At 39.2% G+C, this 13,556-nt stretch carries 5 protein-coding genes; all 5 read left to right on the top strand.

The window, feature by feature from the left end; genetic code table 11:
• Nucleotides 1-150: 150 nt before the first annotated feature.
• The 5 genes from M992_RS03660 (at nt 151) to M992_RS03640 (ending at nt 13,468) form a co-directional block, all read left to right on the top strand.
• Nucleotides 151-2,520: a Tex family protein gene (locus M992_RS03660; RefSeq protein ID WP_053907364.1), complete on the top strand. Its 2,370-nt coding sequence runs from the start codon at nt 151-153 to the stop codon at nt 2,518-2,520.
• A 400-nt stretch (nt 2,521-2,920) separates the two neighbouring features.
• Entirely contained in the window at nt 2,921-3,148 is a 228-nt protein-coding gene (gene feoA / locus M992_RS03655; RefSeq protein WP_053907363.1) for a ferrous iron transporter A, read from the top strand.
• 71 nt (nt 3,149-3,219) lie between these two features.
• On the top strand, nt 3,220-5,544 hold the full coding sequence (gene feoB, locus M992_RS03650; protein WP_053907362.1) for a Fe(2+) transporter permease subunit FeoB: 2,325 nt from the start codon (nt 3,220-3,222) through the stop codon (nt 5,542-5,544).
• Between the two features lie 9 nt (nt 5,545-5,553).
• Entirely contained in the window at nt 5,554-5,790 is a 237-nt protein-coding gene (locus M992_RS03645; RefSeq protein ID WP_053907361.1) for a FeoC-like transcriptional regulator, read from the top strand.
• A 298-nt stretch (nt 5,791-6,088) separates the two neighbouring features.
• Nucleotides 6,089-13,468, top strand: a complete 7,380-nt coding sequence (locus M992_RS03640) for a hypothetical protein (protein ID WP_053907360.1) — start codon at nt 6,089-6,091, stop codon at nt 13,466-13,468.
• Nucleotides 13,469-13,556: the final 88 nt, after the last annotated feature.

Raw genomic sequence — 13,556 nt, 5'->3', positions numbered from 1 at the left:
ATAACAATAATATCCTAAATATTATTATTCATGCAGCCAGGGAGCAGAAAGACAGCAAATAATCTCGGTTAACTGGAAATTCCCCCCATCACCAAGTATAACTGTGCCATTATTTTAACCTTCCTTATAAGCAGGTATAAAAGAAATCTAATGAGTAATGCTACCCTAAGCCAAATTATAGCTAACGAGCTACGAGCCCAACCGCAACAAGTCCTTTCCGCAATCACGCTGCTTGATGAAGGAAATACTGTTCCTTTTATTGCCCGCTACCGTAAAGAAGTAACCGGTGGACTCGACGATACGCAATTACGCCAGCTTGAGAGCCGTTTAAGTTATTTACGCGAACTTAACGACCGCAAACAAACCATATTGAAATCTATCAGCGAACAAGGGAAATTAACCCCAGAGCTGGATAATGCAATTAATAGCACGCTAAATAAAACAGAACTCGAAGATCTCTATTTACCGTACAAGCCTAAACGTCGTACTCGTGGGCAAATTGCGATTGAAGCAGGATTAGAACCTTTAGCAGATAGCTTATGGCAAAATCCACAGCAAGATCCTGAAATCAGTGCTGAAAGCTATGTTGATGCCGCAAAAGGTGTCGCCGATACCAAAGCAGCACTCGATGGCGCACGTTATATTTTAATGGAGCGCTTCTCCGAAGATGCGGCCTTGTTGGCAAAAGTACGTCATTATTTATGGAAAAATGCGGAGATTGTCGCCAAAGTTATCGAAGGTAAAGAGCAAGAAGGGGCTAAATTTAGTGATTATTTTGATCATCACGAAGCCGTAGCTAACGTGCCTTCGCACCGTGCCCTCGCGATGTTCCGAGGAAGAAACGAAGGAATTTTACAACTCTCTCTTAATCCAGATCCGCAATTTGATGAGCCACCAAAAGAAAGCTATTGCGAAGAAATTATCACTCATCATCTTGATATTCGACTCAATAATGCCCCCGCAGATCGCTGGCGCAAGGCCGTTATTAGCTGGACATGGCGAATTAAAGTTCTGTTGCATATAGAAACAGAAATAATGAGCACGCTACGTGAGAAAGCTGAAGAAGAAGCAATTAACGTCTTTGCTCGCAATCTGCACGATTTATTAATGGCTGCGCCAGCAGGCATGCGAGCTACGATGGGACTGGATCCCGGCTTACGTACTGGTGTAAAAGTTGCGGTCGTCGATGCGACCGGTAAACTGATCGCTACCGATACAATTTATCCGCATACTGGGCAGGCGACTAAAGCTGCCGCCAGTGTCGCAGCGCTGTGCGTAAAACATCAGGTTGAATTAGTGGCGATTGGTAATGGAACGGCTTCACGCGAGACCGAACGCTTTTTCGCCGAAGTTCAGCGACAATACCCAGAGGTAACCGCACAAAAAGTCATTGTCAGTGAAGCGGGTGCCTCGGTATATTCCGCGTCTGAACTAGCCGCATTAGAATTTCCCGATTTAGACGTGTCTATTCGTGGTGCGGTCTCTATTGCACGCCGTTTACAAGATCCACTGGCTGAATTAGTAAAAATTGATCCTAAATCTATCGGGGTAGGCCAATATCAACATGATGTTAGCCAAACACAATTAGCGCGCAAACTGGATGCTGTTGTCGAGGACTGTGTGAACTCGGTCGGCGTCGATTTAAATACAGCCTCTGTGGCCTTATTAAACCGTGTGGCGGGACTAAGCAAAATTATAGCCCAAAATATTGTTGATTGGCGTGATGAAAATGGCCAATTCAATAACCGTAAACAATTGCTAAAAGTAGCTCGCTTAGGGCCAAAAGCCTTTGAACAATGCGCCGGATTTTTACGTATCTCTAACGGCGATAACCCGTTAGATGCCTCGACAGTTCATCCTGAAACCTATCCTGTAGTCGAAAAAATCTTAGCGACTGTAAAACAGCCACTCAAAGAAATCATGGGCAACGCAGAAGCGTTAAGAAACTTAAAAGCCGACAATTTTACTACTGAGAAATTTGGTATCCCAACAGTTACCGATATTCTAAAAGAGTTAGCTAAGCCAGGACGTGACCCACGCCCTGAATTCAAAACAGCTACCTTTGCCGATGGCATCGAAACAATGAAAGACTTACAACCGGGAATGATCCTCGAAGGCTCTGTTACTAATGTGACTAATTTCGGAGCTTTTGTCGATATCGGTGTACATCAAGATGGATTAGTCCATATTTCATCACTATCTGACAAATTCGTCGAAGATCCACACACCGTAGTAAAAGCCGGTGATATCGTCAAAGTTAAAGTTATTGATGTTGATATTAATCGTAAACGCATCGCATTGACTATGCGATTAGATGAACAACCCGGAGAAAGAACTGCACCCACTTTGCGTTCATCCCCAGCCCCTGATCGACCAGAAAACACCGCCAAAAAGACGAATCGTAGTAATAATAACAATAGTAATAATAACAATAATCGCCGAGGTAATAATGCCAATACCGGAGCGAGTAATAGTGCAATGAGTGATGCCCTTGCGGCAGCATTAGGCAAAAAACGATAACCTGCCGCTAAAATAGTCTGCCCGCAGTATTATGCTGCGGGCTATTTATAAATAATATTTATTAATAGCACCTTATATTAGTGCTATCTGAATAAAATCACCTAAGTAAAAAACCTCCCAACACTCAAATAATTATCATGGCATTGGTATATAAAACCACCAAAATCTGATTATTTTTGATCCAAATCAAGCTATTTAAAGCTGAATCGAGGCTAAATAGCCCCAATGGTTGTTGATTATGATTCGCATTTTTAATTCGTTTACTATTTAATTAAATAGTATTATTTTTTATAATCAGTTATACCATGAATAACAAAATCAGCGGGGGAGACGTCGAATAGCGTATCTCTGTGAACTGACATAACGGGATAATAACTCCCAACTACCTTCGGAAGGCACCATGGCTATTCTTCCTGATCACAGCTATAAAATCGTCGGTTTTTCGAGCAAAATCAGCCCGGCATACCGTCAAAAATTATTATCTCTGGGTATGTTACCCGGCTCAATATTCAAAGTTGTTCGTCTCGCCCCCTTAGGTGACCCGATTCAAATAGAAACACGCAGAGTCAGCCTGATTGTGCGTAAAAAAGATTTAGAACTGCTTAATCTGGATGATGCAACGGTTTAATACTCTGCGCTCGATATTTCCAGATCTAAAGGCTCATTCCTGTCATTTTTCTTACTCATTGGCAACTATTTATGAAACCACTGACTATCGGCTTAATCGGCAATCCCAATGCAGGTAAGACGACCCTTTTCAATCAACTCACCGGCTCCCGCCAACGGGTGGGTAACTGGGCTGGCGTTACTGTTGAACGTAAAGTTGGCCGATTTAATACTCAGCAGCATCAAATTGAATTGGTTGACTTGCCGGGTACCTATTCGCTGACAACAATTTCTGAACAAACCTCATTAGATGAACAAATTGCCTGCTATTTCATTCTTAGTGGCGAAGCAGATATGTTGATCAACGTGGTTGATGCCTCAAATTTAGAGCGTAATTTATACCTCACTCTACAACTGCTTGAACTCGGTGTTCCCTGCATCATTGCCCTTAATATGTTGGATATCGCCGAGAATCAACACATAGAAATCAATATAGAGGAATTACAGCAGCAACTTGGCTGCCCAGTGATCCCGTTAGTTTCAACTCGTGCGACTGGTATCGATAAACTGAAAAATATTATCGATAATTATCCTGCTAGTACCAGTAATGCGTTAGTTCAATATCCCTCTAGCTTATTAGAAGAAGTCGATAAATTATCAAACTCGATTTCACATAATCAATTCAGTCAACAGCAACGCCGTTGGCTAGCCTTACAAATGCTCGAAGGCGATATCTTTAGCCAGCAACGAGGGGGGATCACATCGGAGTTATTGGCAGCCTCGCGTACTCGGCTCATCGAAAAACAGCTGGAAGAGCCTGAATTAGTCATCGCTGATGCTCGCTATCAAACTATTGCCAGCATTTGTGATACGTCGATCAATAATGAAGCAGCGGAGCCAAATAAGCTCACTCAATCGATTGATAATTTAGTGCTTAATCGCTGGTTAGGTGTCCCAGTCTTTCTATTCGTGATGTATTTGATGTTTGTCTTAGCCATCAACATCGGTGGGGCATTGCAGCCGCTGTTTGAAGGCGGATCAGAAGCCATATTTATCCATGGTATTCAATGGGTAGGCTATTCTCTTAATTTCCCCGAATGGCTAACCGTGTTTCTTGCTCAAGGGGTCGGTGGAGGTATCAATACGGTATTACCACTGGTTCCGCAAATCGGTATGATGTATTTATTCTTATCGATGCTGGAGGACTCTGGCTATATGGCGCGTGCTGCGTTTGTCATGGATCGGTTAATGCAAGCTCTCGGATTGCCCGGAAAATCATTCGTTCCATTGATTGTTGGCTTTGGTTGTAATGTTCCGTCCATCATGGGGGCGCGCACTTTAGATGCACCCCGTGAACGTTTAATCACTGTGCTCATGGCTCCGTTTATGTCTTGCGGCGCACGTTTAGCTATTTTTGCCGTATTTGCTGCCGCGTTTTTTGGTAAGAACGGTGCCAGCGTGGTATTTTCCCTCTATTTGCTGGGGATTGTGGTTGCTATCCTGACTGGCCTATTACTTAAACATACTATTATGCGCGGTGAGGCTTCTCCTTTCGTTATGGAAATGCCGGTCTACCACGTGCCGCATTTAAAAACCTTATTGATTCAAACTTGGCAACGTTTAAAAGGTTTTGTACTGCGTGCCGGTAAAGTTATCGTTATCGCCAGTATGTTTATCGGCGCATTAAATAGCTTCTCTCTGTCGGGCAAAACTGTAGATAATATCAATGATTCTGCACTCGCATCGGTCAGTAAAGTGATCACGCCTGTACTGCAACCTATTGGTATTCATAATGATAATTGGCAAGCAACAGTCGGCTTGATAACTGGAGCGATGGCAAAAGAAGTGGTAGTCGGTACATTAAATACCCTATATACCGCTGAAAGTATTACAACTCAACCTTTTGATGCTAAAGCATTTAATCTACTCGAAGAACTTGAGGATGCCGTCACCGAAACGTGGGATAGCCTAAAAGGAACCTTTACCTTAAGCGCATTATCTAATCCTATCGAAGCCAGTAAAGGCGATGGTGAAATGGATGGGGGTTCGATGGGAACAATGGCCGCTAAATTTGGTTCGGCTATTTCGGCCTACAGTTATTTGATATTCGTCTTACTGTATGTGCCATGTGTTTCAGTAATGGGGGCGATTGCCCGTGAAACCACGCGTGGCTGGATGACTTTTGCAATTCTGTGGGGATTAAATGTCGCTTATAGTCTATCAGCTCTGTTTTATCAAATAGCCACATTCAGCCAGCATCCCGACAGTAGCGCCTTAATCATCGGCATTGTCATTTTGGTCAATCTGATTATTTTTATGCTGTTACGTCGCTCACGAAGTCGCGTTACATTACGCTTAAAAAATTCCTCAGCGCGTAGCAATGAATGTTGTGACTGTAGCAAAAAAAGCTGTCACTAAGGATAAATAATGGCAACATTGATGCAAGTTCGTGATTTATTGGCTATTTATGGCCAAGCAGATGCTCGCTTAATTAGCCAACAGCTATCTGCGCCTGAGCCTTTAGTGCAGGCAATGCTAGAGAAGCTCACGGCAATGGGAAAAGTGGAAAAGGTCGATATTACGGTCTGCTTAACCGGAACGAGCTGCCGTGCCTGTCCTGAAAATCAGGCCTGTAATCACAATATATATCGATTGCATCAATAGATGTCATATTCAATAATTCGATAAGAATAAAAAGCCTAACATTAGTTAGGCTTTTTTTATATGAAAACTCAATCATATTAAAGAAGACTAAAAATATAATTTATCTATATTTAATACCTATCTGATAAATATAATCGCTTACTCTGAAGTTTATCCTAAAATTAGATAACAGACATAATAATTTCTTTTTCAATAGAATTGTATACGAATGATTTAATAAAATTAAATGTCATGCGATATAGTTAGCATACTTTCTTTATTAAATCTCTTTTAAATATACAAGGACGTATACATATTCATGGAAAAAACCAAATTTAACCAATTAGACATTTTGGATAGCCATAACTTCACCAAAATCATCAATGAGTTATTTGCATTCGGTGATAAAAAACAACTCAAAGAATATAAAGAGGGTGTCTGTTATGGTCTAAGTGCTAACTTCTTAAAACATGAGGTAAATAATAACGGCTCAGAATATTTATCTTACATTAATAAATTACAAAGCATCATTAATTCAAAAAAGAATGTTTTTAAATCAAAACTAGAAAGAGCCTATCATAAAAAAGAGAAGCAACAAGCCGAACAATTATTGAAAAATATTATTATTGATATTACAGAATATCAAAAAAATAAAAACTTATCGCTTGATATATCAGAGTATAATGATTTTTCTCATAATATCCAATTAATTGCAGAAGAAACCTTCTTAACTAACATTGAACGTATTTATGATTATAATAATAAATATCATCCCAAAAAAGATCAAATAAACTTTAAAGATTATAATAATAAAAAATTAGATCTGCTTAAAAAATATTATATTGGAATAACAGATCCGGATTATATCAAAACGCCAGAAGGCAGTGAAATAATAGAACATCAGGCATTTAAAATATTAAAAAATAACTATGAAAATAGATCTAATGACCTCATTGAAAAATTAAAACCGATTGATATAAAAAACTTTATAATGATGGCTGAAAATCAATTAACTACTCAAGTTTTAGCCGCTAGTGATAATATCACACAAAAATATGGCTTAATTGCTACCAATAACACATTAAATGGCGGTAATTACGATTATTCATCGCGGAAGAAATTATCAGCTTTTATCGAGCAGTTACGTACTCTCGGTCCGGCGCCTGATGACAGTTATTTTCATTTTATCAGCGGCAATCATGCAATGGCTATCAGTATTATTAATGATACCGAAACTCAGCAGATTAACTATAAATTCTTTGATCCCAATACGGGGATTAAATCCTATAATAATGTTGATGATTTTAGCGAGAATTTAACTAAATTTATTAAAAATAATAGTGAATTCTATGAATTCAAAAAATTAGAAAACAATGATTTTGAATTTAGAATCAGAGAATATAAAAAATCTGCCAATAATGAGGTTATAAAAGGGGTTAATAAAATTAACATTGATGATATTCATCACAGTGTAATTAATGAGCTATTAACCAATAAAAAGCAATTTAGTTTAATTAAGTCTAAAAAAAGTCACCTAACTCTCGATGAATTTATTCCTGCTAATTTAAATAATTCTAATCATCAGATAAAAATAACTTTAAATCAAAAAGATAATACTACTGTTATTTACACAGATAATTTAGATTTACGCATTTTTCCTCAAAAAATATTAGCCAATAAAAAGCAGTTAACACAATTTAATAGTCCATTATTTATCAGTAAAGAAGATGGCAATATTTACACCATTGATAATAGTAGCCAAATTAAAAATATCGACATAAATAAAATTAAAGATATTCTTGGTCCCCCAAAAGGAACAATAATAACGTCATCAAAAAACAAATCGATAGTTAGGAAAGTACTGAATAAATTAGGATTAGCCGAGGTTAAGTTTGACCACATTACTTTAGATAAACACCCTGCTTTTGGTCATTATTTTATGAAATCTAATGGAAAATTAGATATTAATAAAGTAAGAGCTGCGATTTATGATCCTTTAATCAGTCAGAAAGTGAATTCCTATTTTAATCATGATGGCTCATTAAAAGCCGGTCAAAGTGATCAATGGCAGACTATTTTTAATCTTGATTTAACACAATCCTTGCAACAGCAAGCCATCGATGTTCAGACTTTACTAACAGCATTGGGTGAAAATCCCAATATATTAACAAATTTGAGTGACTCCTCAATTCATAAACTTCAGCCATTATTCGCCAAATTGGATGGTCAATTTGATCGCACCACTCTATTTACCACAATTATTCAACCCGAGGAACTAGCGAGACTTCAGCAGCGGCTGAGTAATTTTATCGGGCTACATCACGATAATTTTGAAGGGAATAACGCGCCTTTAAGTCATCTCAACCTAAAACAAGCCTTAGATACCAGTATTCGATGGGATACTCGACTAATGGCAGAGCACGCAATACTATCGGCTACTGCAAAAGAGATATCTCCCGATGCCCAGGTTACATTATTCAAACCTATACGCTATCAAAATACCGAGACAATCGACCCCAACGATCCACAAATCAGCCTACAATATGCGTTTTTTCTAGCTCAAGATAAAGAACATGAGTTCTATCGTTCATTAGAAAACATGAGCCAATTGCAGCAAAAGCAACATCAAGGCATGCTTTCAATCGAAGAGAGCCAGCTATTAACGCAGTATCAGCAGTTTTATCAATCCTCCGTCAATAATGATAACAGCACGGAAAATAATCAATCATTTAAACACCTTATTAATAGTGGGATCGCTGGTCAGGCTTACCAAATAAAGGGAAAGAACTCGCCATATACGGTGCTTTATCAGAAGCTCGGCGACCAGCATAATTATCGTTTTATTGATACTAATGGCATAATTTTAACCGTTAATCAGCCCGATTTTTATCAAGCTCAGAACGATTTTACCCAAATAGTCACCCAATATATGCAGCAGCAAATAACGCTTGAAAATGGCACGACTCAATCACGCGGTCAATTAGCAGGTTTTGATCTTTCTACCCCCGACGATTTTAGTGCGACATTTAAGCAGACTAAACAGACCGTCTTAGACGATGGGAACTTACTTACTAGGCAATGGAATAATATTTTAACCTCACCATTAATGCAGCCCAGTGACAATTTCAATGTTCACTTTGGTAAACATGATATTCCCTTTAATAGCTTAAAAAACTTGGGCGTTACTATTGATGGAGCCCCTCTAAATGCCAGCCATCTTTCGCGCTCAGACTGGTATACTAATGCCCGTTTTGATGCCAAAAAATTGCTGTCGGCATTAACTATTTTAGGCGATAACCCCAACAGTACCCATTTACTACAAATACTAAAAAATCAATTAGATGGCAACGGAATACAAAATATTATCGCCTCTGGGGCTGATATTCCAGACAATGCAATACTGACAAAACAGCTTACTATCATTCAGCAACAAATCGATGCTGATGGCGCACCAGTGAATGCTTCAACACTTAATGAATTACGTACGCTCGGCTTTAAACAACCCCGCTATGCCAAAGTGATTAACCGAGCAGGACAAATGATGGCAGGCGTTGGAATGATCGCGACTATCAATTCACTTCATAGCATGATTACGCAGTTATCCCACCCAGATTTAACCGAAGAACAACGGTCTGAATTAGAAGAATTTATTTATATTTCATGCGCTTCTGCCTTTTTTAATTATGGCGATATTATTCTTCAACCGATTTTATTAAATATCTCATATGCCAAAGCAAGTTCCGTTTTCTCTGGTGCCTCGATGGCAGGAAAGATATCTATTCTATTTAATTTAATTGGCATAGGCCTCGACAGTTATCAGGCATACAAAATATTCACCCAATTAGAAACCACCAGCGATCCCGAAATGCGCCAAGATTTAATGGTCAATGCGGGACTATCAATCTCAGGAATAACTATCAGCGGCATTACATTAATTGGTGTTTTAGCCGGCTCTAGCGTTGTACCAATGGTTGGGTTAGTCATCGGCGGCGCGTTATTAGTCGGAGGCATGATTTATTCGGGTATTCGCGCCGTTGAACTCATTGAATCGTACGTCGATCTTTCATTAGAACAAAAATTTATTGAGGGTGCTCGGGCGGCTATTGGCCTCGCACCTAGTACAGACACACTGATCCGAATCAATCAACTGCAGTATGTTGCTGCTTTTGAAGAACAAAGTCGCCTAGAAGAGATCGAGCGCTTCCGTTCATCGTTGCTACCTGCGGGCTTTGAAGATTATTTGACAGTGATCGGTAAACCGATTTTACAAGCAGAAAAAAAGTATTATTTATATAAGAATGGGAGTTTTTTTGGTGGCACTTATAGCGTATTCGCTAACGTCAATGGCACCGGTGAAGTTTATTATTCTAGCCAAAATGCCCCGACATTCACCGCAGCAGAAGCCGATTTTATCATTCGACATTACGACCTAGAAATGAATGGTCAAATGGAGACCGTTAATATCCCTGGCAATAATGGCTATACAAAGCGAGAAGCACCCGCCCCTAAACTGATAAAAACCGGTATCGAAGACACCAATGAACAGCTAATCTTTAATTCAGAATATAGTGATCCTACCTTAGAGGCGTTCAAACAGCGCTTTTCGATTCCAATAGACGAAGTTGCAACCTTACCATTAGCCGAGCAGTTGGCAAAATTAGTCGATAGAGAATTACGTTTACTGAGTTTACAAAAAGATTATGCTTCTATGGATCATCCCGATCTGGATGATGATATAGCAATTAAAATACTGAGTGAAACTGTCGTCAATGACCAGGCTAGAATCGCGCAATTATTATTCGCTCCCTATCGTAACGGTACCAGTTTTAATACTGCTAACGGTAACGATATTATTATTGGCAAAAAAACAGAAGAAAATGGGTTTATTGCCCAGCAAGGGGCGAAATACTTTGTCGGTGGGGACAAAAATGATTTATTCCAATTATGGGACACCAGCACCAATATTTATTCATCTGCTGGTGTTAACTTAAAACAAAAATATTTCGATGCCCTACAAGGACAAGATACTTTAGAAATTTGCGCTCTGCCTGATGGTTATAATGCAGATATCAGTTTATCTAGCCAGCAGATTATTTATCGACAAGCGCAAGGTACACAAACTATCAATGTAGGGGAACTAAAAAACTTCCAAAATATTATCGTCAAAACCCCAGTAGCTACTGACGATAATTTACGCGGTAATGCCGATAATAACTTATTAGATGGCGGCGCAGGTAAAGATACCTTATTTGGGGATGACGGGGACGATCAACTGGTATTAACTGAAGGAGAGGCGATCGGCGGCGAAGGTAATGATAGCTACTATATTCAGCGCCTATCCGTCGAACACACAATTAAGGATTTTCATCAAATAAAAGATGTTTTTGATGAAGATAAAAAAACACTCTCACAAAAAACCATGATTAATCCGAAATACTCACCTTATTATGGTGAAAAAATATTTAGCCATTCAGTGATTATTAATGAAAATACATCCTCTGACAGCCAAGTAAGTTTAGCTTATTCTCTCGATGAGATTGAACAAGTCTCCGTATCCGGTACTGATTTAAAGATAAAAGTAGGTATTACTGGTGGAACCCTTGAAGGCCGAAGCTATGCTCATCTTAAAAGTAAAATTGAACTCGTATTCAAAAATGTTTATCGACACACCGATAATGGTCGACAACCTAATCACCAATATCATCTTCAAACCCGTGATGGTTTTCAATTAACGTCGATATTAAAGCATCTGACTCTAAATAGCCCAAATGAGATTAATGCCAATATATTTAATATTAGTTATTTGCAAGATTTAGACCGACAAAAATCCACAATTAATAGTGTTAATTTTGATCAGCCACAGCAAATGATCACGATTAATAACGACCGAAAATATAATACACCAGCATGGGGAATATTTACTCCGATAGGAATGGCCAGAAATTTTGTTTATACCGGCGATGATAGAAATAACCAAGTTACTGCCATCAACCGCAATAGTTTGATTAATGTCAGTCGTGGACAGGATATATATCAAATTACTCCTGACCATTTTGAACAAAACGAAATTATTTTCGATTTCTCACAAGTGTCTAATCTAAGCGGCACTACACAGTATGGAGAACAGGATAAAGTTATTATTACCCTGCCGACAGAAAATGGTTTTCAGTTGAAAATGGAAAATAATACTTTGTATCTCAAGGGACCATTGAGGCAACAAAAACTGGCTATTCGTTTTCAAAACTTTGATCAACTCACCGCCAATAACGTGCTAATACAGGATCAATATAATAATCTTTTCAAGATTCAATTAGATACTTTCGATAGTCAAATCACTCCCATCAATCAACTCACGCCGACACAGAAAGATAATATCAAGGTGATAGCCAAAGGCGACAGTGCCGAAAATGGGCTCATTGATTTACGTAAAAGCAAAAATTCCCAGCCTGTGGTTGATCTAAGTAACTCCGGCCATGTGTTTATCGGCGGCGATAAAGATGATTCTATCTCAGCGACGGGAGGATACAATGCGCTGTATGGCGGCGCTGGAAATAATCATCTGCAAGGCGGTAATAAAAGTGATTTACTGCTCTCTTTGCAAGGTAATGATACCCTGCAAGGGCAACAAGGAAATGATCACTATCTGATTGACGGCAATGGAAATAAAAGCACAGTTTATATCGATGATGATTGGGGTCATAACCGTATCCACTTAGTCAATTTTGATTCATCCTACCGTGTCAAAACGGCCACGGATGGCACTGTACTGCACCGCTATACCTCGGCAACTGGTCGCGTGGTTAATATTAAACAACCGACCATCGATAAAAATGCACAAAATCAAGTACATCACTATGGGGCACTCACAGAAATACTGCCTAATCTTGATAGCGCTAACTTAGATGACTTCGTCAATCACTTAACCGTTCAAGCTAAAGCAGCCAAGTTATCCCCAAATTTCAATCCATGGCGTCCTATGGACGAATTCTCGAGTACACTGCAAGGCAGAGAACCCACGCTTGAGCTGCGAACCAATAATATCAATCTAGATTTAAACCGTGAAACATCTCAACGTTATAATGTTATAGATTTGCCTTATGGTTATCACCGTATCGATGATGAAAGTGAACATGGGCGAGTGATTAAAGGTAACTCACTCGATGACAATTTATTTGTCTCGGGAGGCAATAATCTACTGTCAGGGGGCGGAGACAACAATAATTTATCGGCAGGCAAAGATAATGATTTATTGATTTCAAACGGTCATGACGATAATTTGTACAGCGGCGGCGGGAAAACTGTTTTTGTTATCGATGGCTATTCTGCTGGCAGATCATTTATTATCGATCCGCATAAAAAAGACAGTATTTATCTCATCGGCTTCAATACTACTCCGACGACACGCCAAAATTCAATTGATGGCACTAATGAATATATTTATGAATCGGAACATGGCCGCAAAGTCACTATTTCAGCCACCAGCCTAAACAGTAAAAAACAAGCGCCGTCAATTTATCACCATAAAGAGCTGCCGGGGCTGGTCGATAGTAATCAGCAGCAACGGATTGATTATTTAGTCAGCGCGTTAGCCACCCAATATCTTACCGCAACAGAAAGCCAGTTAGCTTCTGGGGGTCCTCAGCATACCCCTTGGGATCCTACTATGGCTTTTGAAGGCTATATTCGTCGAGCCAGTTAAACACCACACAACTTAACTCTCTCAAGCACAACCCTATGATTTATTGATTAAATCTATATTAGACTAGCGAGGCATTGCTCCGCTAGTC

This window comes from Moellerella wisconsensis ATCC 35017 (assembly GCF_001294465.1).
GTDB classification, from domain to species: Bacteria; Pseudomonadota; Gammaproteobacteria; order Enterobacterales; family Enterobacteriaceae; genus Moellerella; species Moellerella wisconsensis.
This window is presented reverse-complemented; position numbering and strand designations above follow the sequence as displayed.

Excerpts from the sequence above, each read along its gene's own strand:
- M992_RS03645 (WP_053907361.1), top strand. The coding sequence starts at position 5,554 with ATGGCAACATTGATGCAAGTTCGTGATTTATTGGCTATTTATGGCCAA.
- feoB (WP_053907362.1), top strand. The coding sequence starts at position 3,220 with ATGAAACCACTGACTATCGGCTTAATCGGCAATCCCAATGCAGGTAAG.
- feoA (WP_053907363.1), top strand. The coding sequence starts at position 2,921 with ATGGCTATTCTTCCTGATCACAGCTATAAAATCGTCGGTTTTTCGAGC.
- M992_RS03640 (WP_053907360.1), top strand. The coding sequence starts at position 6,089 with ATGGAAAAAACCAAATTTAACCAATTAGACATTTTGGATAGCCATAAC.
- M992_RS03660 (WP_053907364.1), top strand. The coding sequence starts at position 151 with ATGAGTAATGCTACCCTAAGCCAAATTATAGCTAACGAGCTACGAGCC.